Source organism: Nonomuraea sp. GTA35, from assembly GCF_041950525.1.
GTDB lineage: Bacteria > Actinomycetota > Actinomycetes > Streptosporangiales > Streptosporangiaceae > Nonomuraea.
Map to the genome: position 1 here is coordinate 934904 of NZ_JBGNUV010000003.1, position 24183 is coordinate 959086.

Below are 24183 nucleotides of genomic sequence, written 5' to 3' on the forward strand. Positions count from 1 at the left end.
ACCGCTTACGCGCTTGCCCCGACGCCGACTGTAGCCATACGGTCACTTTAAGCAGTCGGAGAGGGGAAGGAGAGCACACGTGGGCAGGCACGCGAAGCCCCACAACCCCAAGGAGCAGGCGCAGGAGTCCCAGGAGGATTCCGGCGGGGACGAGCATCGCCCGAGCAGGGGCCGGCACGCGAAGGACCGGCAGTGCCGCACGCCGGCCGAGCAGGCGCAGTCCTTGTCCGGGTCGGCGGGGTAGAGACGGAGCTTGCGTCAGCCGCAAGCTCCGTCTCGTTTCACGCGACGGCGCGCGAGGGGTGGGTGCCGGCGGCCCACCCCGCACGCGGGCGGCGTCAGGGCCAGTCGCGGGCCGGGCGTAGGGGCACGCCGGAGCGGCCGTTCTGGTCCAGCTTCACGCCGAGCACCTGGTGGAGCTGGACCTTGTTGCGTTCGAAGCCCACGATGCAGCCGGCCATGTACAGGGCCCACACCCGGGCCGTGCCCATGCCGACCTCCTGGACCGCGTCCTCCCAGTTGGCGTCCAGGTTGTCGCACCAGTGGCGCAGCGTCTTGGCGTAGTGCTCGCGCAGGTTCTCCTCGTGGCGGATCTCGAAGCCGAGGTCCTCCATCTGCCTGATCAGCCAGCCCACCGACTCCAGCTCGCCGTCGGGGAAGACGTAGCGGTTGATGAAGCCGCCCTTGTTGAACGTCTTCTCCTTGCCGGTCGGCCGGGTGATGCAGTGGTTGAGGATGCGGCCGCCCGGCTTGAGCTTGCCGTACAGGAACTCGAAGTAGGACGGCACGTTCGCCTTGCCGATGTGCTCGGTCAGGCCGATGGAGCTGACGGCGTCGAAGCCGGACTCCTGGACGTCGCGGTAGTCCATGAAGCGGACCTCGGCCAGGTCCTGCAGGCCGGCGTCGGCGATCGCCTTCTGGGCGTACTCGGCCTGCTGGCGGCTGAGCGTGACGCCGAGCGCCTTGACGCCGTACTCCCTGGCGGCGTGCATGACCATACTGCCCCAGCCACAGCCGACGTCGAGCAGGCGCATGCCGGGCTTGAGGCCCAGCTTGCGCGCCACCAGGTCGAACTTGGCGTACTGCGCCTCCTCCAGCGTCGAGTCCTCCGTCGGGAAGCAGGCGCACGTGTAGGCCATGGACGGGCCGAGCACCCACTCGTAGAACCGGTTGGAGACGTCGTAGTGGTGGTGGATGGCCTCGGCGTCGCGCTGCTTGGCGTGGCGGGAGCCGAGCCTGGCCAGCGCGCTCTGGCGTATCTCCTGCGGCGGCGGCGGCACGCGCATGAGGAGCGGCTTGACGCCCAGGGCGCGCACGGCGTCGATCTTCTCGGACGTGGTCAGGTCGTTGGTGGTGATGTTCCACATCCGGTCCAGCAGCGTGTACATGTCGCCGTGGACGTCGATGTGGCCGGAGATGTAGGCCCTGGCCAGCCCCAGCTCCCCCGGCGCCTGGGCCAGGTAGGCCACGGCGATCGGGGATTTCACCTCGATGGCCAGGTCGGCGCCGTCCGGCCCCGCCTTGCTGCCGTCGTACGCCATGAACGAGATGTTCGCGTTCGATCCGACGATCTTCTCAAAGATGGATGCGAGAGCCATCTACTTGCTCACCTTCCCCGTACACACTTTTCGTACAGGTCCAGCAGGCGCCCATTCGGGTCGTATTCCCGCTTGACCGGCCAATAGGCATCGCCGTTGTACAGCTGCCAGAACTGATCACGGGCGTAGAACGAGGTCGAGTAGAGCGACTTGTGCCCATCGAGGTCGTGCACCGCTCCCTCGATGAGCCGGTTGTAGTAACCGTCGAACTGCCCCCGTGGCAGTGGCACCATTCCCCAGAAACCGAAGTTGACGTAGAGCTTGCCCGGCTCGAGCGGGTAGATCGGCCAGCGAGAGCTCGCCCGCAGCGGACACATCCACACCGGTGTCATGCCCACCTTGTCGTGGAAGAACTCCAGGAACTCCGCGCCGCGCTCGACCGGCGTCTCGACGTCCTGGATGACCGACTCGCTCACGGGCTGGCCGCGCCACCTGTCGAGGCGGGCCGTCAGGCCGTGCTTGCGGTCGAGCGCCACCAGGCGCCGGTAGACGTCGGAGCGCATCCAGCGGCGCGGCATGAGCGAGCGGACGACCGGCTGCTGCACCCCGAAGGCGCGCGAGCACCAGAACCAGTCGGTGTCCCAGCGCCACAGGTAGTCGCGGACCGTCAGCCAGTCGCGGCTGCGCTGCCTGATCGACTGGTAGTAGATCCGCATCCCCGTGTAGTCGGAGATGTAGGGCGCGCGCTCGGCGAAGCGGCCCAGCGTGAGGTACATCTCCCCGGGTTCGAAGAACACGCCGTCCACGAAGTCGACGCGCTCGCCGTCGTAGACCATGCTGTCGCAGATCTCCTGCATGGCCAGCATGCACTTGCCCGCGTCGGTGAACTTGACGTGGGTCAGGTGCACGTACGGCTGCACCTTGCGCAGCTTGATCTTGATGCGCAACGCGTAGCCGAGCGTGCCGTAGGAGTTGGGGAAGGCGCGGAACAGGTCCCGGTGCTCGTTGTCGTCGCGGGCCACCACGACGCGCCCGTCGCCGGTGAGGATCTCCAGCTCCTCGACCGACTCGTGCGGCAGCCCGTCCCTGAAGCTGGTGGACTCGATGCCGAGCCCGGTCACGGCGCCGCCCAGCGTGATCGTCTTGAGCTGCGGCACCACGTACGGCATGAGCCCGTACGGCAGCGTGGCGTCGACCAGGTGCTCGTACGTCGTCATGCCCTGGACCTCGGCGGTCATGGTCTCGGGATCGACGCTGATGACCTCGTCGAGATCCCTGGCCGAGAGCTTGGCCGTCCTGCCGCCGTCGCGGAACCTGAACAGGTTGGACGTGGCCTTGGCCAGCCGGGGCGCGGCGTCGCCGGGAATCTCGGCGTACGACTGCCTGATCTGCTCTACTGCCCGCCGGTGTGTCGACATCGTCGTCGTCACGAAAGCACCCCCTTGAGCTGGTAGAGATCGTCCGTGAAACCGTATCTCCCACGGGCGACCTCGAACAGACCGGGGTCGTTAAAGACACGAAAACTGTTCATCGTGCCAGGTGAATCCCCTATGCGATAGGCGATTCGGTAAACTTCCTGGAGATCACGGGCGATATGCCGTTCACCACCCCCTCCACCGCGCGGCCCTCGACGGCGGCGGCGAGGTTGTCGAGGACCGCGGTGACCAGGCGTCCGGTCGACTCCGGCGTGACGCCCGCGACGTGCGGGGAGAGCAGCACGTTCGGCAGGTCGCGCAGCAGGTCGCCGGCCGGGAGCGGCTCGACGTCGAAGACGTCCAGCGCGGCGCCGCCGAGGTGGCCGGCGCGCAGCGCCTCGACGAGCGCCCCCTGGTCGACCACGCCTCCTCTGGCCGCGTTGACGAGCAGGGCACCCTGCTTCATGCGGCGCGGGTCGACCAGGCCGCGGGTCTCGTCCGACAGCGCGATCACGACGATCACCACGTCGCTGCCGGACACGAGCGCGTCGAGGTCCTGGTAGCCGGGGTCCTCGCGGGGCGTGCGGGTCCAGTAGGTCACCTCGCAGCCGAGCGCGCGGAACAGCCGCGCGCACATGGCGCCGATCGGGCCGTAGCCGATCACGCCGGCGCGGCGGCCGCCCAGCTCGTGCGGGAGCAGGCCCTGCTGGGGCCACTCGCCGGCGCGGACGGCCGCGTCGGCCGCGGCCAGCTTGCGCGACAGGGCCAGCGTGGCGGCCAGGCACCACTCCGAGACGGCGCCGGCGCTGACGCCGGGCGTGTTGGCCAGCGGCACCCCGGCCGCGGCCAGGGCGGCCAGGTCGTGACCGTCCACGCCCACCGACGGCTGCTGGACGAACGCCAGCCCGGGCGCCGCCGCCACCGCCTGGGCGTCCATGACGAGCGTGCCCGTCCAGTCGCCGAGCACGATCTCCGCGCCGGGCAGCGCCGCCAGCAGCGCGTCCCTGTCGCGGGACGCCGGCACGCGCAGCGTCACCCGGTCGCCGAGCGGGGCGAGCAGGCGGCGCATGGCCGGCTCGGGGAGCGGCGGGAGGGCGAGCAGGTTCCAGGGGCTCATCCCCCCACAGTAAAGCTGTTGATCACCTGCCGCATCAGTGCCCTGTTGCGCTGCCACTGCTCCTCGGTGACGGTCCACGACAGCACGTAAGCGGTGTCACCGATCGCCACGGCCCGGCGGACCTCGTGGTAGCGGGTGCCCGGCCGGACCCAGCGGGCGTCGTTCACCTCGCCCGCCGTCCAGGAGAACTCCCACTGCACGGCCTTGGCGCCCTGGTGCGTGACCGTCCTGCGGCCGCGGTTGACCACGCTCTGCGCGTTCTGCCGCAGCGTCTCCTGCCCGTCGCGGATGATCTGGTTCGGGTCGAGGTTGGCGTAGACGGCCTCGACGCCGAGGTGGGCGTTGCCGTCCCGGCGGGTCCACTCGGTGTACGCCTCGCCGAGCGCGCCGCGCCAGCCGATGGGCCGCATGATCGACCAGCCGTCCCGCGACTTCCACGCCCGCACCGCGGGCACGGCCCTGGTCGCGCTGGGCGACGGCGTGGCCGAGGACGTCGTGCTCGGCGTCGGCGCCGCGCTGGGCGAGATCGGCTGGGTCGCGGCGGCCGGCTGGGTGGTGGCGCGCGGCGCCCCCTCGGCCGGTGAGGCGGTCCTGAAGTAGGCGATCGCGCCGCCCGTGAGCACCAGCACCACCGTCGCGGCGGCCGCGAGCAGCGCCCTGCCCGGGCCCTGCCCCTTCTTCTTCTCCGGGACGTCGAGGTCCTGGGCCGGGGGCCTGGCGGCGATGATGTCCGCGAGCAGCCGGTCGGCCTCCTCGGCGTCCACGCGGTCCTGGGGCTCCTTCCGGAGCAGCCCCTTCAGGACCGGATGCATGATCGGCGGGATCCTGCGGTAGTCGGGCTCCTCGGTGAGCAGCGCGTTGAGCGTGGCCATGGGATCGCCGCGCTCGAACGGCGAGCGGCCGACCATGCACGCGTACAGGGTGGCGCCCAGCGACCACAGGTCGGATTCGGGCCCCGCGTTCTCGGCGCGGACCCGCTCCGGCGCCAGGAAGCTCGGCGACCCGGTCACCATGCCGGTCCTGGTCAGCGAGGCGTCACCCTCGACGGTGGCGATGCCGAAGTCCATCAGCACGGCCCGGCCGTCCTCGGACAGCAGGATGTTGCTCGGCTTGACGTCGCGGTGCAGGATGCCCGCCGCGTGGGCGGTCCGCAGCGCGGACAGCACCTGCCTGCCCAGGTCGGCCGCTTCCCGCACCGGGAGCGCGCCCGTGGTGAGCACCACCTGCTCGACCGTCGGATGGCTGACCAGCTCCATCACGATCCACGGCCGGCCGTCCTCCTCGATCACGTCGTACACGGCGACGACCGAGGGATGGTTGAGCTTGGCCGCGGTACGCGCCTCGCGGGCAGTCCTCAACAGCTGGCGCTCCTGGTCGCCAGGCGACATCGTGTCCGGCAGCAGCACCTCCTTGATGGCCACCTGCCGGTTCAGCAAAGTGTCGTGGCCTTCCCAGACCACGCCCATCCCCCCGCGGCCCAGTTCGCGCAGTAACTGGTAGCGCCCTGCGATGAGCCGGTTGCTATGCGAAACCATTTCCTACCCCTGTTGACCACCCGACAGTGGGCAAGTTTCCCATACCTCCCAGATCTTCGCCGGAAGGTCGGAAAGGCCGCTTGCACCAGTTCACCGAATGTTGTTCTACTGGGGCAGGGTCCACAGCAAGGAGGGGTCGATGCCTGAGCTTCGCCGAGGTCCGCTGTCCGGGGTGCGAGTGCTGGAGCTCGCCGGGCTCGCCCCTGGGCCGTTCGCGGGGATGATGCTAGCCGATCACGGGGCGGAAGTCCTGCGTATCGACCGGGTCAAGGCGGTTTCCGACCGCCCGCGCGCCGACGTCATGGACCGCGGCAAGCACACGATCGGGCTGGATCTGAAGGCGCCCGAGGGGGTGGCGGCGTTCAAGGAGCTCGTCCGGCACGCCGACGTGGTGATCGAGGTGTTCCGCCCGGGGGTGGCCGAGCGGCTCGGCATCGGGCCCGACGAGCTGCACGCGATCAACGAGCGGCTCGTCTACGGCCGGATGACCGGATGGGGGCAGGACGGGCCGCTGGCCCCGACCGCCGGGCACGACATCGACTACATCGCCGTGTCGGGCGTGCTGTCGATGCTGGGCCGCGAGGGGGACAAGCCGACGCCGCCGATCAACATCCTGGGCGACTTCGCCGGCGGCGGGCTCATGCTCGCGTACGGGGTGCTGCTGGCCCTGTTCGAGCGGGAGCGCACCGGCCTGGGACGGGTGATCGACGCCGCCATGGTGGACGGCGCGGCCATCCTGTTCTCGATGTTCTACCAGGCGGTCCAGAGCGGGCACTGGGGGCCGCACGGCACGAACCTGCTCGACACCGGCGCCCCGCAGTACGACACGTACGAGACGGCCGACGGGAAGCACGTGGCCGTGGGCTCGCTGGAGCCGCAGTTCTGGGAGGCCATGGTCACCCTCATGGGCCTGACCGACCTGCCCGACAGGAACGACCGGGCCCAGTGGCCCGCGCTCAAGGCCCGCCTGGCCGAGGAGTTCAGGAAGAGGACGCGCGCCGAGTGGGAGGCGCTCTTCGACGGCTCCGACGCCTGCGTCTCGCCCGTGTTGTCGATGGCCGAGGCGCCCGCCCACCCGCACAACGCCGCCCGCGGCTCCTTCGTCCAGGTGGGCGGCGTCACCCACCCCGCGCCCGCGCCACGCCTGCTCGGCGTGCCGGCGCAGGACCTCTCCCCCGCCACCCGCCTGGCCGACCTGTCCGGATGGGGCCTGTCCCAGGAGGAGGCGGACAAGCTACGCAGCCAAGGGGTACTCGCATGATCGACTTACTCGACGGCGACCTGTACGCCGGCGATCCCTCCCCCGTCTACGCCTGGCTCCGCGAGCACGCGCCCGTCTACCGCGACGAGCCCAACGGCTTGTGGGGCGTCTCCCGCCACGCCGACATCTCGGCCATCGAGCGCGATCCCCGCCTGTGGACCAGCACCGTCGGCTACCGCCCCCAGCTCCCCTCGGAGCCGTCCATGATCGGTCTGGACGACCCCGAGCACGCCGAGCGCCGCCGCCTCGTCTACCGCCGCTTCACCCCCCGCCACGTGCACGCCCGCTACGCCGCCCGGGTCCGCGAGGTCGTCGTCGAGCTCATCACCCGGGCGCTGGAGCGGGGCACGGTCGACGCGGTGAGCGAGCTGGCCGCGCCGCTGCCCGCCCGCATGATCGGATGGCTGATCGGCTTCCCCGACGAGGACTGGCCCCGGCTCAAGCACTGGTCGGAGACCACGATCGTGGCCGGCGGCGGCCTGCGCTACGTCACGCACGAGGCCGCCGTGGCCGCCGGCGAGTACGGCCAGGCCGTGCTGGAGCTGGCCGCGCAGCGGCGCGCCCAGCCGCGCGACGACCTGCTGTCCCTGTGGTGCGCCACGCCGGGCTACGACGACGAGTGCCTGGCCAACGACGCGCTGCTGCTGCTCGACGGCGGCGCCGAGACCACCAGGACGGTCATCGCCACCACCATCGACGCGCTGATCCGCCATCCGGACCAGTGGCGCCTGCTGCGCGCCGACCGGGGCCTGATGGAGGGGGCGGTGGAGGAGTTCATCCGGTGGACCACGCCGGTCCTGAACATGTGCCGGGCCGCCACCCGCGACACCACCCTGCACGGGCAGGAGATCGGCCAGGGGCAGCAGGTGCTGCTCATGTACGGGTCGGCCAACAGGGACCCCGCGGTGTTCGACGCTCCGGACGCCTTCGACGTGACCAGGAAGCCGGGCGGGCACATCGCGTTCGGCCTGGGCACGCACTTCTGCCTGGGCGCGGCGCTGGCCAGGCTGGAGCTGCGGATCTTCTTCGAGGAGTGGCTGGACCGGGTGGAGTCGGCCGAGTGGGCCGACGCCGACGGACCGCGCATCCTGCCCAACGCCTTCGTCAGGGGTGTGACGTCGTTTCCCGTGGTGCTGCGTAGCCCTTGAGCGCGACCGAGTCATGCAGGCGCACGCCCTTGCTGCCGAGCTTGACCGCGGCCCTGGTCAGGGCGACGGGCAGGCGGTTGACCAGCCGCACTCCCTGCAGGAGCGCCCACAGGTCGAACCGGCTGCCCGGCACGATCCGCTTGGCCGCGTTGATGGCGAACGTGCGGCTGCGGCGCACGTACTCGCCGATCTCGGCCTCGTAGGCCGGGTAGGCCCGCGTGTGGTCGCCGCCGTGCGCGGCCAGCTCTCCCGCCAGCACGTACGCCCCCACGACCGCCAGGCTCGTGCTGCCCCCGACCGCCGGGCCGGGGCAGTAGCCCGCGTCGCCGACGAGCGTCACCCGGCCGCGTGACCAGGTGTCGAGGCGGAGCTGGGTGATCGAGTCGAAGTAGAACGCCGGCGTGTGCTCCAGCTCCGCCAGCAGCCTGGGCACCTGCCAGCCCACGCCGGCGAATCGCTCGCGCAGCAGTTCCTTCTGCCTGGCGACGTCCCTGTGGTGGTAGTCGAGCGGTTCGGGCGTCCTGAACAGGAACAGCGCCCGCGCGTCGGGCAGCCGGGCCGCCCCGTACATCGCGGCCAGCCTGCCGACCCCCGTGACGCCCTCCATGCGGCCGTCGAGCCCCAGGTGGTTGGGCACCGAGGCGACCGCCAGGTAGGCGCCGATCCAGGTCGTGAAGCGCGACTCGGGGCCGAAGACCAGGCGGCGCACGTTGGAGTGCAGGCCGTCGGCGCCGATCACCAGGTCGAACCTGGCGGGCTCGCCGCGCTCGAACGTGACCTCGCCGTCCTCGGAGATCGAGGTGATGGAGTCGCCGAAGACGTACTCGGCGTCGTGACGGGTCGCCTCGTAGAAGATCTCGCTCAGGTCGTCGCGCATGATCTCGACGTGCCGGTCGGAGACGGCGCCCATGACGCGCTTGATCTCCACCTCGGCGGGGCGTCCGCCGTGCTCGCCGTACACGGTGAGGAGCTCCGTGCCGGTCTTCCTGGCCAGGACCTGCTCCAGCACCCCCATCCGCTCGACGATGTCCATCGCGGGCCTGAACAGGTCGATCGCGTGGCCGCCCGTCTTGCGCAGCGCCGGAGCCCGCTCGACGACGGTGACAGTGAAGCCGTACCTGGCCAGCCAGTACGCGAGCGCCGGCCCCGCCACGCTCGCCCCCGAGATGAGAACCCTCATGACCCTCCTTACCTACCGTTAAGTAAGCACGCTAGCACGCGGACTTACTTAACGGAAGGTAAGGACTATCCTTGGATCCATGCCCAGTGACACCAAGGCCCGCATCCAGGCGGTGGCCCGCGAGCTGTTCGTGCAGCAGGGCGTGCAGAACACCAGCCTGCGCCAGATCTCCGACCGGCTGGGCATCACCAAGCCCGCGCTCTACTACCACTTCTCCTCACGCGAGGACCTGGTGCGCAGCATCGTGCAGCCGCTGGTCGAGGACATCGAGGGGTTCCTGCGCGAGCGGGCCCAGGAAAGCGATCCCCGCGAGCTGCTCGGCGACTACTTCGAGCTGATCTGGCGGCACCGCGAGGTGATCGTGATGATGGTGCGCGACCTGTCCACGCTCGGCTTCCTCGACCTGGGCACGCGCATGTTCGCATGGCGGCGGGAGCTGGTCGCCAGGTTGCTGGGGCGGGAGCTCGCACTGGAGCAGCAGATCCGCGCGACGGTGGCGCTGGGCGGCATGTCGGACTGCGCGGTCGAGTTCGCGCACCTGCCGCTGGAGGAGGTCAAGCCGACGGCCGTCGAGGCGGCGGCCGTCGCGCTCGGATTCCGTCAGACGGCGACGTAGAGATCCACCCCGTCGGGGTGGTGCACCTCCAGATCCGTCGTGAAGGCACGCGGTGGCGTGCCGCCCGACTCGGTGTGCTTCCACACCGCCTGCCACGACTCGACCAGCGCCTGCGGCATCGGGCCGCGGGCCTCCAGCCTCAGCGCGTGACCGGCCGGCACGCGCACGGCCACCATGCCCTCCGGCAGCCGCGGCACCGTGCGCACACCCGTGCCGACAATCTGCGTGAAGGCCCCGTGGTGATCGCTCTCGTAGTCGGTGAGCACCGCGTACAGGTTCTCGTCGACGCGGCCGGGCACGTGCGCGAAGGCCCCGGGCGCACCGGCCCGCCGCCACAACGCGGGCAGTTTGGCCCGCGCCGGATCCATTTCGTCGGCGTTGGTGGTGCGTACGGCGAAACCGACCACTACCAGTTCGGCCCGTTCGGTGACGTTCACAGACCCTCCCTCCCCCAAAAGTGTCCCGGCCGATCATAAGGCCCCGCGAAACGGGGAAAAGCCTTGGTGACCTGTCAGCACATAAGATGGATGAACGTGAGATTTCTCAACGACCTCGAGCCCCATTACGACCTGACCTATAGCGACGTGTTCATGGTCCCGTCGCGTTCCGCGGTCGGTTCCCGGCTCGCAGTCGATCTGTCGACGAACGACGGCACGGGCACCACCATCCCGATCGTCGTGGCGAACATGACGGCCGTCGCCGGAAAGCGCATGGCCGAGACCGTCGCGCGGCGCGGCGGCATCACGGTGATTCCTCAGGACATCCCCCTCGACGTCGTGGCGAACGTCGTCGACTGGGTCAAGAACCGCGACCTCGTCCACGACACGCCCCTTACCCTGACCCCGCACGACACCGTCGGCGAGGCCCTGCAACTGCTGCCCAAGCGGGCACACGGCGCGATCATCGTGGTCGACTGGAACAACCGCCCCGTCGGCGTCGTGACCGAGGCCGACTGCCGCGACGTCGACCTGTTCACGCAGCTCTCCCACGTCATGTCGAGCGAGCTGCTCACGCTGCCCGCCGGGCTCGACCCGCGCACCGCCTTCGACCGGCTGCACGAGGGCCGCCACCGCCTGGCGCCCATCGTGGACGGGGACGGGCGGCTGGTCGGCATCCTCACCCGCACGGGCGCCCTGCGCGCCACCCTCTACCAGCCGGCCGTGGACGCCGAGGGCAGGCTGCGCATCGCCGCCGCCGTGGGCGTGAACGGCGACGTGGCCGCCAAGGCCAAGGAGCTGCTGGAGGTCGGCATCGACTGCCTGGTCGTGGACACCGCGCACGGCCACCAGGAGAAGATGGTCTCCGCCCTGCGCGCCGTCACGGCCCTCGACCCCGGCGTGCCGGTCGCGGCGGGCAACGTGGTGACCGCCGACGGCGTGCGCGACCTGGTGGACGCCGGTGCCGACATCCTCAAGGTCGGCGTCGGCCCCGGCGCCATGTGCACCACCCGGATGATGACCGGCGTCGGACGGCCGCAGTTCTCCGCCGTGCTGGAGTGCTCCGCCGAGGCCCGCCGCCTGGGGCGGCACGTGTGGGCCGACGGGGGCGTGCGCCATCCGCGCGACGTGGCGCTGGCCCTGGCCGCCGGGGCGTCGAACGTGATGATCGGGTCGTGGTTCGCGGGCACGTACGAGTCGCCCGGGGACACCCACATCGATGCGAACGGGCGCGCGTACAAGGAGAACTACGGCATGGCCTCCGCGCGGGCCGTGCGGCTGCGGACCGCCGAGGACTCCGCGTTCGAGCGGGCCAGGAAGGCGCTGTTCGAGGAGGGCATCTCGACGTCCAGGATGTATCTCGATCCGAAGCGGCCCAGCGTGGAGGACCAGATCGACGCCATCGTGGCCGGGCTGCGGTCGTCGTGCACGTACGCCGGGGCGTCGAACCTGGAGGAGTTCCACGCCAAGGCGGTCGTGGGGATCCAGAGCTCGTCCGGGTACGCGGAGGGCATGCCGCTGCACCAGAGCTGGTGAGCCCGCCGCGTCCGGCACCGATGGCCCGCGCGCAGGTCCCGCGCGCAGGTCCCGCGCGCAGGTCCCGCGCGCAGGCCATGCCGGACGCCATGGCCGCGCGCGAAGGCCCCGAGCCCGGCCAGGGCGCTGACCGCCGAGGTCCCGCGTTCAGGCCCTGGGGTGTCGGAGTCGCGGCCTCACGTCCTGCGCCAGCCGCCCGCGGCGTTGATCCCGCCGTCCACGTGCAGCGTCGTGCCCGTCACGAACCTGGCCAGGTCGCCGGCCAGGAACAGGGCCGCCGCGGCGGCGTCGCAGGGGTCGCCCAGGTGGCCGAGCGGCGGCACGCGTACCGGCTCGTAGGGCAGCGGGCGGGCCAGCATGCGCTCGCGCACGCCCGCCTCGCCCTCGGTCCGGATCGCGTCGGGGGCGATGGCGTTCACCCTGATGCCGCTGGGGGCGAGCTCCAGCGCCAGCGACTTCGTCAGGCTCGCCACGGCTGCCTTCATGGCCGCGTACACGGCGAAACCGGGCGCGGCCTGGTGCGCCTCGCTCGACGTCACGTTGATGATCGACGCGCCCGGTGACATCATCGGCAGCAGGCTCCGGATCATGCCGGTGACCTGCGTGAAGTTCTCCTCGACGAGGACCTGCTCGCCGCGCGGGGAGGTGTCGGCGAACCCGGCGTGGAAGGTGCCGCCCGCGTTGTTGACCAGCACGTCCACGCGGCCCCATCGCTCGCGTACGGCCTGGGCGAACACCTCGACCGCCACGTGGTCGCGCACGTCGAGCGTCATCGCCAGCTCGCCCTCCGGCTTGTCGCGGTCGCAGACCGCGACGTGGGCGCCGAACGCCGCGAACGCCTCGGCGATCGCCAGGCCGATGCCCCTGGCCGCCCCGGTGACGACGGCCACGCGGCCGGTGAGCAGGAACGCGTCGGGAGAAAGGGCGGCCATGAACGTTGACGATATCCCGAGCGCATAGAGTCGTCGGGTCCATTCTCTTCAGAGAACAACCGTCAACAGGAGCACTTTCGTGGCACTCCAGAAGCCCGAGATCGATTTTCCGGGCGGCGAACCGCCCAAGGACCTCGAGATCGAGGACCTGACCGTCGGCGACGGCCCCGAGGCCAAGCCCGGCCAGAACGTGCGCGTCCACTACGTGGGCGTGTCGTTCTCGACCGGCGAGGAGTTCGACGCGTCGTGGAACCGCGGTGACGCGTTCGAGTTCCCGCTGGGCGCCGGGCGCGTCATCGGGGGCTGGGACCAGGGCGTCGCGGGCATGAAGGTCGGCGGCCGGCGCAAGCTGGTCATCCCGCCGCACCTCGGCTACGGCACCCGCGGCGCGCCTCCGCGCATCAAGCCGAACGAGACGCTCATCTTCGTGGTGGACCTGCTCGGCGTGAGCTGACACCCGCACGGTGAGGCGCCGTCGCGCCTTGGTCACGACCTGGCGCGGTGAAGCGTCGGCGTGCCGTCGGCATGACTGGCGCGGCGAGGCGCCGGCGTGCCGACGGCACAACCTGGCGGAGTGAGGCGCAGGCGTCCGTCGGCACGACTCGGCGCGGTAAGGCGCGGGCCTGCCGGCAGCATGGTTTGGGCGTGCCGACGGCACGACCTGGCGCAGTGAGGCGTCGGTGCCCTGGTGGCCCGGCGCCTTCCCCCGTTATCGACACATTGCGTGGATATGCCGTTATCAAGTGGGGAAATGTCGCCGACGTAAGGCACCATAGGCGTGTGCTTCTGATCGACGTGGTCCGGGTGTCCGAGGCGGTGACGCGCACGTCCGCGAGGCTCGGCAAGGTGGGTCACCTGGCGGAGCTGCTGGGCCGGGTCGGGCCGGACGAGGCGGAGATCGCGATCTCCTACCTGTCGGGCGAGCTGCCCCAGCGGCAGGTGGGCGTGGGCTGGCGCACGCTGGAGGACATCCCGCAGCCCAAGCTGGCCGCCACCGCCACGCTCACCGACGTCGACCGGTTGCTGAGCCGGATCAAGGCCGTGTCGGGGCCCGGCTCGCAGGCCGCGCGCAAGGCGCTGGTGGCCGAGCTGTTCGCCGGGCTGACCAGCCAGGAGCAGCAGTTCATGCGGCGGCTGCTGCACGGCGAGCTGCGCCAGGGCGCGCTCGACGGCGTCATGATCGAGGCGGTCGCCAAGGCGTCCGGCGCGCCGTCGGCGGACGTCCGCCGCGCGCTGACGCTGCGCGGCTGGCTCCCGGCCGTCGGGGCCGCCGCGCTGAGCGGCGGGGTGGCGGCGCTGCACGCGTTCCGGCTGGAGGTGGGGCGGGCGGTCGCGCCCATGCTGGCGGGCAGCGCGCCGAACGTGGCCGCGGCGCTGGAGAAGGCCGGCGCGCCGGCGGCGCTGGAGTGGAAGCTCGACGGCGTACGCGTCCAGGCCCACCGCTCCGGCTCGGAGGTGCGGGTGTTCACCCGCACGCTCGACGACATCACGCCACAGGTCCCCGAGCTGGTCGAGGCGGTGCTGGAGATGCCGTGCGGCGACCTCGTGCTCGACGGCGAGGTGATCGCGCTGCGGCCCGACGGGCGGCCGCATCCGTTCCAGGTGACGGCGAGCCGCGTCTCCAGCAAGACGAACGTGGCCGCGCTGCGCTCGCAGACGCCGCTGAGCGTGTTCTTCTTCGACGCGCTGCGCGTGGACGGCGCCGACCTGCTCGACCTGCCCTACGCCGAACGCCAGGAGGCCCTGGCCCGCACGGTCCCGCAGGGCCTGCTGACACCCCGGTTGGTGACGGGGGAGGTCGCCGAGGCCGAGAAGTTCTTCATCGACGTCGTCAAGGCCGGTCACGAGGGCCTCGTGGTCAAGTCGCTCGCCTCCCCGTACGCGGCGGGCCGGCGCGGGGCGGGCTGGATCAAGGTCAAGCCGCGTCACACGCTCGACCTGGTGGTCCTGGCGGCCGAGTGGGGGCACGGCCGGCGCGAGGGCAAGCTCTCCAACCTGCACCTGGGGGCCCGCGACCCCGAGGGCGGGTTCGTGATGCTCGGTAAGACGTTCAAGGGGCTGACGGACGAGCTGCTGGCCTGGCAGACCGAGCGCTTCCTGGAGCTGGCCGAGGGGCCGACGGACGCGTGGACGGTGCGGCTGCGGCCGGAGCTGGTCGTGGAGATCGCCTTCGACGGGGTGCAGCGCTCACCCCGCTATCCGGGAGGCATGGCGCTGCGCTTCGCCCGGGTCCTGCGGTACCGGCCGGACAAGCGCGTCGAGGACGCCGACACCGTCGAGACGGTGCGCTCCCTGATGCTCTGATCGTTTCCGCGTTCTCCCGAAACGATCAAATGCACGGCGTATGGTCGGCCTTCGAGGCACCCCGTGCGACATAAGTGAGAAATTTCACTGGATGTCCCATTAAGTTGCCTTTACCTGCTCTTTGTCGCATATGTTCGTGCCCATCGCGCGGGATCCCCACCCGCAGCGGGATCGGCCGCCGCACGCCCCCACCCCTCACGGCCCAGGCCTTTCCCTGCCCTATCCCCTACCTAGGACCGTGGTTTACCTTGGGCCAGCACAGCCGCAAGCCGTCGCGCCAGGACCGCCAGCCGTTCCCCCAGAGCCATGAGCCGCCTGCACAGGACCGCAACCCATCCGCACAGGGCCCGGACCGCAACCCGTCCGCACAGCACCGCAGCCCGTCCGCTCAGGACCCGGACCGCAACCCGTCCCCTCAGGACCCGGATCGCAACCCATCCGCACAGGACCGCAAGCGACCCGCCCAGGGCCGGGACCGTAACCCGTCCGCCCAGGACCGTAGGCAGTCTGCTGCTCAGGGCCACAAGGCCACTGCGAGCAAGCGCCGTTGGACCACCGTCGCGATCGGCGCGGCCGTCCTCGCGGCCGCCTCCACCACAGCCTGGGCCGCCATCGGCAACGACGGCTCCCCCACCCGGACGACGGCCCTCACCCCGCCCTCCCCGAAGTCCGCCTCGTCCTCGGCTTCCAAGCCTCCTGCCGCGGCGGCGGCCCAGCCGAACGCCGTCCAGTCCCCGCAGCCCGGCGCGCCTGCCGCCGCGCAGTCCCCGCAGCCCTCCGAGGCTTCCTCCCGCCCCACCGAGCCCTCACGATCCACCGAAACGTCGCGATCCGCCGAAACCTCACGGCCCGCCGAGACCCCGCGATCCGCCAGGACCTCGCGGCCCGCCGAGGCGCCTGCCAATCCGCCGGAGTCGAAGGTCAAGACCGAGACGGCGAAGGCGGAGACCACGAAGCCGAAGTACCGCGTCCTGTCCTCCGGCAACTGCGGCGCCTCCTACTACGGCGACCCTCAGATGACGGCCAGCGGCGAACGCTTCAACCCCGCCGCCATGACCGCCGCCCACAAGACCCTCCCGCTGGGCAGCAAGGTACGCGTCACCAACCCGAACAACGGCGAGTCCGTAACGGTCCGCATCAACGACCGCGGCCCGTACATCGGGGGGCGCTGCCTGGACCTGTCCAAGGCCGCCTTCGCCGCCATCGGCAACATCGGCGCGGGCGTGATGCGGGTCAAGTACGAGGTGCTGGGCCGCTAGTCCGGACGGCGCTCACCTGCGGGTTCGCCGAAGTGCCGGAACTCCCTGTGCTGTGCCCAAGCCCCGGCCGGAGGTCACAGCCGTGGCCCGGCCCTCACCCGAGCCCAAGGCCCATGGCCGCCGGCTCTCGGCCCTCGGCCTCCCGGCCCCCGCTCGCCCCGGCCCCTCGTCTCTCTGCCCCCGCCTCCCGGCCCCGCTCGCCCCCCGGACTTCGTTTCTCTGCCCTCGGCCTCCCGGCCCCGCTCGCCCCCGGACTTCGTCTCTCGGCCTCGCTCTCGCCGCCACCCTTGGCCCATCTTCACCGGCTCGCGCCTCTTGCTCTCCCCCGCTCCCTCGCCTCAGGCTCGCGGCTCTCCGCCCCCGGCCCTCAAGGTCTCGTTGCTCATCGTCGGCCGGGTGCCGAGAGCCGACAGTCGAGGGCCGACGGGTGAACGTCGCCTGCCGGAATCGAACCCCGACTCAGCAACTGCTCTCCCGCCTTCACCACCGGAGGCGTGCAACGCGGCAAGCCGGCCGTCATCGGTAGGCGGGCGCAATGCGCTCCGCCCCGCCGGAGGCCATGGACATCTTCAAGAGCGGGCCTCCGCAGGGCGGAATGAGGCATTGCGGTCTGGCTCCGGCCGTCACTTCACCAGGCGGATGGTCATGGGGTAGCGGAAATTGCCCTCCGACAGCGCCGAGACGCCGCCGACGATGGCGAGGATCAGCGCCGCGACCCAGATGAACGGCACCAGCACGACACCGACGACGGTCAGCGGCAGCAATACCGAGGCACCTACGACCGTGATCTGGAAGTTGAGTGCCTCGAGCGCGTGCTTGCGAATGTAGGGCGAGGTCTTGCCGCCGGTGAGCAGCAGGAGCAGCGGGCCGAGGATCGGGAAGCCGACGATCGGCAGCGCATGGGCGAGGGCTCCGCCGAGACGCTCGTTGCTCTCCGCCATACCCGTCGGGGACGCCGCATGTGGCAGCGCGGCGGCGGCCCTGGGCACGGCTTGCGAGCCGTACAGCTCGGTCATGATGGGCACCAGGTCGCCGTGCGTGCGCGCCGTCATGGCGCGCTCCAGCCGGTCGTCGAATTCGAGCTTGTCGAAGCGGCCTTCCGCGTATGCGGCTTTGACGTGCTCGACCACGTTCTCTCGGTCCTGGTTGGTGACGCGCAGATGAGCTGGCGGCACCTGTCCCGGCCCGGGGGTTTTCGGTACCCCAGCCATAATCGCCATGCCTCTCCTTAGGAAATCGAACGGTCACCTCACATACTGCGTCCTGGGTACCTCCGGTGCCATCGGGAGAATCCCGGATTCGTCCCCGAGATCATCCCCGACGCAAGGGCTCCAGACGGTATAAAAAGGATTCATGAGATGGCGAGACCGCTACGGCATTCGTCGACTGCGCGGCCGCAAGATCGCGAAGTTCGACCGAGAGGCGACAGACGCCGACATCGAGGCGCTTATCGCCTTTGCCCGTTCGCGGCGCGGTGTCGAGTTCTACGTCGAGCCAGAGACTTTTGCCACCGATACGACAGCTGTGGCGGTGGCCGACGACGGCGAGTGGACCAGGCGCAGGGTCGGCTCGCCGGCTGTGATCCACAAGGTCGCCCGTGATCTTGCCTTACCTGTCTACGACGTTCAGCTCACCGGGTACCCGCAGCGGATGCGTGCGTACAACGAGCGTCGCAGGAAGGAAGAAGGCAGCCTTTGACCTCCCCTCCTTCCCCGCCGTCACCGTATCGCTCCCGCTGACCCAGGAGCTTCTGCTCCTTCCCCGGCCTGGCGTGCAGTCCCTTCCAGGCTGAGCACGGCACGACGCCTCAGGCACGGGCACGGGCACTCTGCTTCAGGCGAGCACGGAGCCTTTCGCCGTCAGGGAGTCCGCGCGTCTCTCCTTCGTCAGTCGAGCGCCACGGGCGGGTCCTCCTCCTCGGCGAGGAGGTTGATCAGGGGGAGCAGCCAGGAGGCGCAGGCCGGGCCCATGGTTTCGTCCAGCTCGGCCGGGGTCGGGAGGCGGCCGCGGAGGATGGCCGGGGAGAGCAGGTTGTGGAGAGCGTGCATGAGGAGGTTGGCCATCGAGTAGCAGGGGTCGACGGTCAGGGCGCGTTCGAGGGCGATGGTGGCCTGGACGCTGTTTCCCGAACGCCAGGCCGCCATCGCCAGCAGTGACGCGACCGGTGGCGTGAAGCGCGGCTCCAGCCTGCGGGTCAGGTCCTTCCAGAGCAGGGCGTGGGAGTCGTCCATCAGGGTCCACGCCTCGTCGCGGACCCTCATGATCGTCAAGTCCAGGCCCAGCCTCGCCGCTTCCGCGTCGTTGAGGCGGCCGCCGTCGGAATGGGTCTCCAGCGCCGAACGGACCCTGGCCAGGGCTTCGGACACGTACTGCTCGGCGAAGGCGTTCAGGTCTGTGGCGGTCGTGATCCGGGCCTGGAAGTCCGCGATCGCCGCTGACGTGGCTCGGCGCATCGCCATCCGTACGGGACCGGTGACCGGAGCCAGCGTGCGCTCCAGGGCCTCTCTGTTGGGAAGGGCCACCAGGCCGCGTACCGTGGCCTCGGCGGCGATCTGGCTCGTGGACAGGTCGTACGGGGTGCCCTCCGCCGGGCAGCACGTCGCCATGCTGCAGACGTACGACCAGTAGCGGCCCTCGTGAGCCCGCAGCGCCTCGCCCACATGGACCCCGTCCTTGGCCGCCAGCCGCCTGGCCTCGTCGACTGCCGGAGTGACCAGATCTCCCGGGCCGTAGCCGACGATGACGATCTCCGTGATGTTCTCGCGGCCGAACAGGGGTGACATCGCGTCGAGCGTGCCCGGCGGGAACGGCAGGCTCCATCTGGCCACCATCTTCGCCTGCCCCTGGGCCAGGCCCACGACGATGAGGCTGGCGGTGGGATGGAATCCGACGAGGTAGGGCACGGCGGCCAGGACATCGGTGGGGCTGGTCAGGGTGAGGCAAGGCTCTTCGGTGAAGGGAGCGGGTGAGGGCGAAGGCGTGGGCTGGGAGAGGGGCGCCGGCGTGGCGGGCTGCCCGGACAGCTGCGTTGGTAGCCGCGTGGACATCGGGCTGGCTGTTTCCGGCGTGCCCAGGGACGGGGGTGCGGGCGGGCTGGTGGTGATGTGGGGGTTGCCGGGAAGCGCGCCGACGGCAGGGGCGGCGTGCGGGTTGGCAGCGGCCCTGCGGGCGGAAGGGGCGGCGTGCGGGTGGTCGGGAGCGGGGGTGGGGCGGTTGCTCGTCATGGCCCAGAGCGTGCCGGGTTTCGAGAGGCCGGAACGGCGCTGGGCTGTGTTCTGTGGATAACGGTGACGAGGGATCGAGCGGGTTGTGGATGAACGGTTGACTGCGCCCTGCCGCCGCTGCGACGGTGATCCGCCGATGAGGATGCGCGTGCGGCAAGGACGCGTCACGCCGCCGATCGATCACCAGCGCATGATGGCGCAGCTGGCGGTGCCCGGATACGGCGGGGTTTCCGCACAGCGAAGCGGTGCCGCGGAGCTTGGAGGACACCAGGCCGCGGCGGGGAGAGGGCCGGCCTGCGACCGTTCCCGCCCGCGGGCCCGGCCGGTGTGGCCGCAGGCCCGGGCAAGCGGCCGCACCGGCCGGGCAAGCGTGGCCGCAGGCGCGGGCGAGGATCATGTCCCGCGAAGTGGTGTAGCTCGGTTCTCGCGAAGTGGTGCAGCTCGGTTCTCGCGAAGTGGTGCAGCTCGGTTCTCGCGAAGTGGTGCAGCTCGGTTCTCGCGTGCGGCTCCGCTGAATTGACCATGCCGTCATTGCCCCACCTCCTACGGGCCGGTGCCGGGCGGGGAAAGCAGGGCAATGGAGCTTTCGGGGAGCCCCGGCTCGCGGACGCGGGCGAGCCGGCAGCAGGCCATGGGATCCTGATCGAGCCGGTCAGGCGGTCGCCCCGCCCGCCTCCCCGTTCACCACGGCACCGGCCCCTCGGCGCTGAAGAAGCCGGCGGTCGGTCCGTCCGCGTCCAGCGTGGCCAGGCGCACCAGCACCGTGGCGCCCTGGGCGGGGGTGAGGAACCCGCTGTGGTTGTTGATGTCGGTGGCGACGTAGCCCGGGGCGGCGGCGTTGACCAGGATGCCGTCCTTGCGCAGCTCATTGGCGTACTGCACGGTCAGCGAGTTCAGCGCCGTCTTGGAGGGCGTGTACGCGGCCGACGTCGGCAGGGCCGTCAGCGGGCCGTCCGGGTCGGCGGCGATGGCCAGGGAGCCGCCGCCGCTGCTGACGTTGACGATGCGTGGCGCCGGTGAGCGCCGCAGCAGCGGGAGCATGGCGTTGGTCAGCGCGATCACCCCGAAGACGTTGGTCTCGAACACCGCCCGGACCATGTCGAGATCGACGGTGCTGGGGATCTGGTCGACGGCGTCCTGGGGCGAGACCTGCCCGGAGCCGGTGATGCCGGCGTTGTTGATCAGCACGTCCAGGTGGCCGAAGCGTTCCCCGATCCAGCTCGCGGCCTGCGCGATGGTGGCCGGGTCGGTGACGTCCAGGGTGAGCGCGTGGGCGTCGCCGCCCGTCGCCCGCACCGCCGCCGCGGCCTCCTCCCCGCGCCGCGGGTCTCTGGCGCCGATCAGAACCGTCATGCCCAGCGCGGCCAGCTGCTCGGCGGCCGCGCGGCCGATCCCCTTGTTCGCCCCGGTGATCAACGCCACCTTCTGGTGTGTGGAGTGCTCGTTCACGATCAAGCTCCTGTCAGTGAGAGTCGGTCTCCCCCGGGACGAGATAGCCCGGCCGTTCTGTGACATGGGCGCAACGGGCCGCCCTCCCGCGCTCCGCGTGAGGAGGTGTCCGGGCAGAGGACGGGATGCCCCGTGTCACAGAAGGCGCGGCTGTCTCGTCTCGGATAGCGGAGACAGACACGTACGTCGGGAAGGTGATGGTCATGCGGGTGTGCGGGGTTCCCCACGTCGTCGCGCAGAACGTCGAGGAGGAGCGGGCGTGACCCGGGCCGAGGAGTTCGAGGAGCTGCGGCCGTTGCTGTTCTCGATCGCCTACCGGATTCTCGGCAGCGTGAGCGAGGCCGAGGACGCGGTGCAGGAGACCTGGCTGCGTTACGAGGCCTTCCCGGCGCAGCCCGCGTCGGCCAAGGGGTTCCTGGCGGCCACGGTGTCCAGGATCGCGATCGACGTGCTGCGCTCGGCGCGCGTCCGGCGGGAGGAGTATGCGGGGCAGTGGTTCCCCGAGCCGCTGCTGGCCGACCCGTACGAGGATCCGGAGCGGTCGGCGGAGCTGGCCGATTCGGTGTCGATGGCGGCCCTGCTGCTGCTGGAGCGGCTGAGCCCGCTCGAACGCGCGGTCTTCGTGCTGCGGGAGGTGTTCGGGTTCGGCTTCGGTGAGGTGGCGTCGGCGGTGGGGCGTTCGGAGGCGGCGTGCCGCCAGCTCGCGGTGCGGGCGCGCCGCCACATGGACGCGGGCCGCGCCCGGTTCGAGGCTGATCGCCGGGAGCGGCAGGCACTCGCCGAACGGTTCTTCGACGCCTTCCGGGAGGGGGACGTGGACGGGCTGCGGGAGCTGCTGGCCGCCGACGTTCGGATGGTCGGCGACAGCGGGGGCAAGGCGCCGCTGTGGGGCAATGGCGTGTTCGGCGCCGAGAACGTGGCCCGGGTGCTGGCCTCGATCGTCGCGCCGTTCGTACGGATCGGCGGCGTCGTGGAGTCACGCGAGATGAACGGCCAGCCGGGCGCGATCTTCCGCGACCGGGACGGCAGGGTCGTCAACACCCTGGCGGTGGACATCCTCGACGGGCAGGTCCAGACGATCCGTGCGGTGATCAACCCCGACAAGCTCGGGCATCTGGGGCCCGTCGCGGACGCCTGGGCGGTCGTCCGCGAGGCGAACCAGGCCCGCCGCCGGCCCGCGACCGGCGAGAACAGCCATGAACCACCCGCTGGCGGGCGTCCCACTCCAGAGAGGCCAGGAGCCGGGAACCGTTCCGGAGAGGTCTAGGAGACCGGGGCCAGCCGGGTCCGTACGAGCAGGGCGGCTCCCGCCACCGCGGCCGGCATCGCGATGACGGCCACGAAGGGCACCAGGAACAGCAGGAACACCACCACCCCGAATCCCAGCGCGCTGGCCTTGTTGGCGCGCAGAAGGGCGAAGCGCTGCTTGCGGGCCAGGCCGCGGCGTTCGAGGGCGAGCGTGGTGAGCTCGACTGTCAGGAAAAATCCGGACACGAGGGCGCCCAGCACCGGCACCACCGTCTGCCCGACCACCGGCACGAACCCCAGGAAGAACAGCGGAATCGTGAACAGCAGCACGAAGAAGAGCGTCACCAGGCTGTCACGGATCGACCGGGGCAGCGTGCGCCACCAGGGCTGCTCGTGCTCGGTCTCCAGCACGTCCACCGCCGCCGACAACTTCTCGTAGAACGGCTCCCCGATGGCCAGCGTCAGCGCCGCGAACGTCAGCACCGCCAGCACCAGCCCGCCGATGAACAGCGCGATGCCCACCAGCGTCCTGAACAGCTCCCGCCAGCTCCACGAGTCGGCGAACGGCGTCAGGAACTCGGCCACGGCGGATGCGTTCGTCCCGAGAAAGACCAGCACCCCGGCGTAGAGCGCGAACGCGACCAACGCGGGGATCAGCCCGAACAGCCACCACCGGGTGTTCCTGGCGACCCATCCGAACCCTTGGAAGAAGAAGCCGACACCGGCCGTGAAGTCGCGCACTGATCGCATGCCCGGCAGGCTAGCGCCAGAACGACGTGACCGCGTAGCCCAGGTCGGCGAACAGCTCGCGCACCAGCGGGAGCGAGATGCCCAGCACGTTGCCGTGGTCGCCCTCGATGCCCTCGACGAACCAGCCGCCGCGCCCCTCGATGCTGAACGCCCCCGCCAGGCCGAGCGGCTCGTCGGTGCCGGCGTAGGCGGCGATCTCCTCCTCGGAGGGCTGGCCGAAGCGCACGACCGTGGTGGCGACCTCGGACACCTGGCGGCCGGCCGCCACGTCGATCACGCAGTGGCCGGTGACGAGGCGGCCGGTGCGGCCCCGCATGAGGCGCCAGCGCTCGATCGTCTCCTCGCGGGTGGCGGGCTTGCCGTACGGGCGCCCGTCGAGCTCCAGGATCGAGTCGCAGCCGATGACCAGCCCTTCTTCGAGCCCGCTCGCGACCGCCTCGGCCTTGGCCGTGGCCAGCACCTTGCTGAGCGCGGCCGGCGAGTGGGCGGAGTAGGCGTCCTCGTCGACCCCGCTGACGATCACCTTCGGGTCGAGACCTGCGCTGCGCAGCAGGGCGAGGCGGGCGGGGGAAGCAGAGGCCAAGACGATCACTGGCTCAGCCTACCGGTCACCAGTCGGGGTTCGACCTGCCCGGGGCCACCTCCCGCTCGCTGCGCATGGGATCGTGGTACGGGTCGTAGGGCCCCGCCTGCCGTGGCACCGTCGTGCCGCCGAAGATGCTGGCCAGCAGGCTGCCGAGCAGCTCCCCGAGCCCGCCGGGGATGGCCGACTCCTCGCGGCTCAGGTCGTCGGCCACGGCGCCGGCGTCCATGTCGCGGCTGGCTGCCCGGTTGGCCAGCAGCGACATGATCATGGGTGCGATGAGCGGCAGCAGCTTCATGATGGTCGCGGAGTTGACCCCGGCGAGCTGCGAGAGCCGCGCCGCCGCCTGCTCCGTGCCCTGCCCGCCGAGCACGTGGCCGAGGATGCTGTGCCCGTCGCGGGTCAGCGAGGCCACGTCGCCGTTGAACGGGTCCGCGTCCATGTGGTCGTCCAGGGCCCCGCGCAGGGCGTCGGCGCCGTCCGGATGGGTGGCGTTGCGGGCCATACCGCCGACGATGGTGCCGGACACGGCCTCGATGACCTTGCGGGCGGTCAGTGTGTCCGTGCCGAGCATGCCGGCGATCTGTTCCACTCCTTGGTCTCCGAGTCCGGCGAGAAGCTCGTCATTAAGTGTCACGACGGTCCCCCGAT

At 70.9% G+C, this 24183-nt stretch carries 23 protein-coding genes; 10 read left to right on the top strand and 13 right to left on the bottom strand.

Features of this window, described 5'->3' with window-relative positions; genetic code table 11:
* Positions 1-79: 79 nt before the first annotated feature.
* Positions 80-244, top strand: a complete 165-nt coding sequence (locus ACBJ32_RS17785; RefSeq protein ID WP_357867411.1) for a hypothetical protein — start codon at positions 80-82, stop codon at positions 242-244.
* A 94-nt stretch (positions 245-338) separates the two neighbouring features.
* Here the strand turns inward: ACBJ32_RS17785 and ACBJ32_RS17790 are convergent, their stop codons facing one another.
* The 4 genes from ACBJ32_RS17790 to ACBJ32_RS17805 form a co-directional block, all read right to left on the bottom strand.
* Positions 339-1598: a class I SAM-dependent methyltransferase gene (locus ACBJ32_RS17790; RefSeq protein WP_357867408.1), complete on the bottom strand. Its 1260-nt coding sequence runs from the start codon at positions 1596-1598 to the stop codon at positions 339-341.
* Positions 1599-1606: 8 nt separating this feature from the next.
* Complete coding sequence (locus tag ACBJ32_RS17795) at positions 1607-2956, bottom strand: FAD-binding oxidoreductase (RefSeq protein ID WP_357869612.1); 1350 nt, start codon at positions 2954-2956, stop codon at positions 1607-1609.
* Between the two features lie 130 nt (positions 2957-3086).
* Positions 3087-4070 carry an NAD(P)-dependent oxidoreductase gene (locus ACBJ32_RS17800; RefSeq protein ID WP_375127664.1) on the bottom strand — a complete coding sequence of 328 codons (984 nt, stop codon included), beginning with the start codon at positions 4068-4070 and terminating at the stop codon, positions 3087-3089.
* Positions 4067-5605, bottom strand: coding sequence for a protein kinase (locus ACBJ32_RS17805; RefSeq protein ID WP_375127665.1), 1539 nt, complete (start codon positions 5603-5605; stop codon positions 4067-4069). The genes ACBJ32_RS17800 and ACBJ32_RS17805 overlap by 4 nt, the downstream gene beginning before the upstream one ends.
* 139 nt (positions 5606-5744) lie before the next feature.
* On the opposite strand from ACBJ32_RS17805, the gene ACBJ32_RS17810 reads away from it, so the two are divergent.
* Both ACBJ32_RS17810 and ACBJ32_RS17815 read left to right on the top strand, forming a co-directional pair.
* On the top strand, positions 5745-6866 hold the full coding sequence (locus ACBJ32_RS17810) for a CaiB/BaiF CoA transferase family protein (protein ID WP_375127666.1): 1122 nt from the start codon (positions 5745-5747) through the stop codon (positions 6864-6866).
* On the top strand, positions 6863-8014 hold the full coding sequence (locus tag ACBJ32_RS17815) for a cytochrome P450 (protein WP_375127667.1): 1152 nt from the start codon (positions 6863-6865) through the stop codon (positions 8012-8014). The genes ACBJ32_RS17810 and ACBJ32_RS17815 overlap by 4 nt, the downstream gene beginning before the upstream one ends.
* Here the strand turns inward: ACBJ32_RS17815 and ACBJ32_RS17820 are convergent.
* Entirely contained in the window at positions 7971-9194 is a 1224-nt protein-coding gene (locus tag ACBJ32_RS17820; RefSeq protein ID WP_375127668.1) for an FAD-dependent monooxygenase, read from the bottom strand. The genes ACBJ32_RS17815 and ACBJ32_RS17820 overlap by 44 nt on opposite strands.
* Before the next feature lie 79 nt (positions 9195-9273).
* Between ACBJ32_RS17820 and ACBJ32_RS17825 the strand changes: the two genes are divergently transcribed.
* Entirely contained in the window at positions 9274-9810 is a 537-nt protein-coding gene (locus tag ACBJ32_RS17825) for a TetR/AcrR family transcriptional regulator (RefSeq protein ID WP_375127669.1), read from the top strand.
* Here ACBJ32_RS17825 and ACBJ32_RS17830 read toward each other — a convergent pair.
* The gene (locus tag ACBJ32_RS17830) at positions 9795-10247 is read right to left on the bottom strand and encodes an effector binding domain-containing protein (RefSeq protein ID WP_357867388.1); all 453 of its coding nucleotides are present in this window, start codon (positions 10245-10247) and stop codon (positions 9795-9797) included. The genes ACBJ32_RS17825 and ACBJ32_RS17830 overlap by 16 nt on opposite strands.
* Positions 10248-10343: 96 nt before the next feature.
* Here ACBJ32_RS17830 and ACBJ32_RS17835 point away from each other — a divergent pair, with 96 nt between their 5' ends.
* Positions 10344-11783 carry a GuaB1 family IMP dehydrogenase-related protein gene (locus ACBJ32_RS17835; RefSeq protein WP_375127670.1) on the top strand — a complete coding sequence of 480 codons (1440 nt, stop codon included), beginning with the start codon at positions 10344-10346 and terminating at the stop codon, positions 11781-11783.
* A gap of 176 nt (positions 11784-11959) precedes the next feature.
* Here ACBJ32_RS17835 and ACBJ32_RS17840 read toward each other — a convergent pair whose 3' ends face one another.
* The gene (locus ACBJ32_RS17840) at positions 11960-12715 is read right to left on the bottom strand and encodes an SDR family oxidoreductase (RefSeq protein WP_357867383.1); all 756 of its coding nucleotides are present in this window, start codon (positions 12713-12715) and stop codon (positions 11960-11962) included.
* A gap of 79 nt (positions 12716-12794) precedes the next feature.
* Between ACBJ32_RS17840 and ACBJ32_RS17845 the strand changes: the two genes are divergently transcribed.
* The 3 genes from ACBJ32_RS17845 to ACBJ32_RS17855 all read left to right on the top strand — a co-directional run bounded on the left by ACBJ32_RS17845 (position 12795) and on the right by ACBJ32_RS17855 (position 16278).
* Positions 12795-13169 carry an FKBP-type peptidyl-prolyl cis-trans isomerase gene (locus ACBJ32_RS17845; protein ID WP_185102311.1) on the top strand — a complete coding sequence of 125 codons (375 nt, stop codon included), beginning with the start codon at positions 12795-12797 and terminating at the stop codon, positions 13167-13169.
* Positions 13170-13495: 326 nt separating this feature from the next.
* Positions 13496-15019, top strand: a complete 1524-nt coding sequence (locus tag ACBJ32_RS17850) for an ATP-dependent DNA ligase (RefSeq protein ID WP_375127671.1) — start codon at positions 13496-13498, stop codon at positions 15017-15019.
* 248 nt (positions 15020-15267) lie between these two features.
* Positions 15268-16278: a septal ring lytic transglycosylase RlpA family protein gene (locus tag ACBJ32_RS17855; protein WP_375127672.1), complete on the top strand. Its 1011-nt coding sequence runs from the start codon at positions 15268-15270 to the stop codon at positions 16276-16278.
* A gap of 623 nt (positions 16279-16901) precedes the next feature.
* Here the strand turns inward: ACBJ32_RS17855 and ACBJ32_RS17860 are convergent.
* Complete coding sequence (locus tag ACBJ32_RS17860) at positions 16902-17498, bottom strand: DUF1707 and DUF4870 domain-containing protein (RefSeq protein WP_357867374.1); 597 nt, start codon at positions 17496-17498, stop codon at positions 16902-16904.
* A 133-nt stretch (positions 17499-17631) separates the two neighbouring features.
* Between ACBJ32_RS17860 and ACBJ32_RS17865 the strand changes: the two genes are divergently transcribed.
* Positions 17632-17976, top strand: a complete 345-nt coding sequence (locus ACBJ32_RS17865) for a hypothetical protein (RefSeq protein WP_043630044.1) — start codon at positions 17632-17634, stop codon at positions 17974-17976.
* Positions 17977-18164: 188 nt separating this feature from the next.
* Here ACBJ32_RS17865 and ACBJ32_RS17870 read toward each other — a convergent pair whose 3' ends face one another.
* Both ACBJ32_RS17870 and ACBJ32_RS17875 read right to left on the bottom strand, forming a co-directional pair.
* Positions 18165-19502 (bottom strand): DUF4192 family protein, encoded by a 1338-nt coding sequence (locus tag ACBJ32_RS17870; protein ID WP_375127673.1) that lies wholly within the window; start codon positions 19500-19502, stop codon positions 18165-18167.
* A gap of 681 nt (positions 19503-20183) precedes the next feature.
* Positions 20184-20951, bottom strand: coding sequence for an SDR family oxidoreductase (locus tag ACBJ32_RS17875; RefSeq protein ID WP_375127674.1), 768 nt, complete (start codon positions 20949-20951; stop codon positions 20184-20186).
* A gap of 259 nt (positions 20952-21210) precedes the next feature.
* On the opposite strand from ACBJ32_RS17875, the gene ACBJ32_RS17880 reads away from it, so the two are divergent.
* A complete protein-coding gene (locus tag ACBJ32_RS17880) occupies positions 21211-22218 on the top strand; it encodes an RNA polymerase sigma-70 factor (protein ID WP_375127675.1) in 1008 nt (335 codons plus the stop codon).
* Here the strand turns inward: ACBJ32_RS17880 and ACBJ32_RS17885 are convergent.
* Genes ACBJ32_RS17885 through ACBJ32_RS17895 form a run of 3 tightly spaced genes read right to left on the bottom strand, consistent with a single transcriptional unit; the run spans position 22215 to position 24169 of the window.
* Positions 22215-22949, bottom strand: a complete 735-nt coding sequence (locus ACBJ32_RS17885; protein WP_357867362.1) for an EI24 domain-containing protein — start codon at positions 22947-22949, stop codon at positions 22215-22217. The genes ACBJ32_RS17880 and ACBJ32_RS17885 overlap by 4 nt on opposite strands.
* 10 nt (positions 22950-22959) lie before the next feature.
* Complete coding sequence (locus tag ACBJ32_RS17890) at positions 22960-23541, bottom strand: Maf family protein (protein ID WP_375127676.1); 582 nt, start codon at positions 23539-23541, stop codon at positions 22960-22962.
* Between the two features lie 16 nt (positions 23542-23557).
* Positions 23558-24169, bottom strand: coding sequence for a DUF937 domain-containing protein (locus tag ACBJ32_RS17895; RefSeq protein WP_375127677.1), 612 nt, complete (start codon positions 24167-24169; stop codon positions 23558-23560).
* Positions 24170-24183: the final 14 nt, after the last annotated feature.

Bases quoted from the DNA above. Each gene is read 5' to 3' on its own strand.
- ACBJ32_RS17790 (WP_357867408.1), bottom strand. From the start codon at position 1,598: ATGGCTCTCGCATCCATCTTTGAGAAGATCGTCGGATCGAACGCGAAC.
- ACBJ32_RS17795 (WP_357869612.1), bottom strand. From the start codon at position 2,956: ATGTCGACACACCGGCGGGCAGTAGAGCAGATCAGGCAGTCGTACGCC.
- ACBJ32_RS17800 (WP_375127664.1), bottom strand. From the start codon at position 4,070: ATGAGCCCCTGGAACCTGCTCGCCCTCCCGCCGCTCCCCGAGCCGGCC.
- ACBJ32_RS17805 (WP_375127665.1), bottom strand. From the start codon at position 5,605: ATGGTTTCGCATAGCAACCGGCTCATCGCAGGGCGCTACCAGTTACTG.
- ACBJ32_RS17810 (WP_375127666.1), top strand. From the start codon at position 5,745: ATGCCTGAGCTTCGCCGAGGTCCGCTGTCCGGGGTGCGAGTGCTGGAG.
- ACBJ32_RS17815 (WP_375127667.1), top strand. From the start codon at position 6,863: ATGATCGACTTACTCGACGGCGACCTGTACGCCGGCGATCCCTCCCCC.
- ACBJ32_RS17820 (WP_375127668.1), bottom strand. From the start codon at position 9,194: ATGAGGGTTCTCATCTCGGGGGCGAGCGTGGCGGGGCCGGCGCTCGCG.
- ACBJ32_RS17825 (WP_375127669.1), top strand. From the start codon at position 9,274: ATGCCCAGTGACACCAAGGCCCGCATCCAGGCGGTGGCCCGCGAGCTG.
- ACBJ32_RS17840 (WP_357867383.1), bottom strand. From the start codon at position 12,715: ATGGCCGCCCTTTCTCCCGACGCGTTCCTGCTCACCGGCCGCGTGGCC.
- ACBJ32_RS17860 (WP_357867374.1), bottom strand. From the start codon at position 17,498: ATGGCGATTATGGCTGGGGTACCGAAAACCCCCGGGCCGGGACAGGTG.
- ACBJ32_RS17865 (WP_043630044.1), top strand. From the start codon at position 17,632: ATGAGATGGCGAGACCGCTACGGCATTCGTCGACTGCGCGGCCGCAAG.
- ACBJ32_RS17870 (WP_375127673.1), bottom strand. From the start codon at position 19,502: ATGACGAGCAACCGCCCCACCCCCGCTCCCGACCACCCGCACGCCGCC.
- ACBJ32_RS17885 (WP_357867362.1), bottom strand. From the start codon at position 22,949: ATGCGATCAGTGCGCGACTTCACGGCCGGTGTCGGCTTCTTCTTCCAA.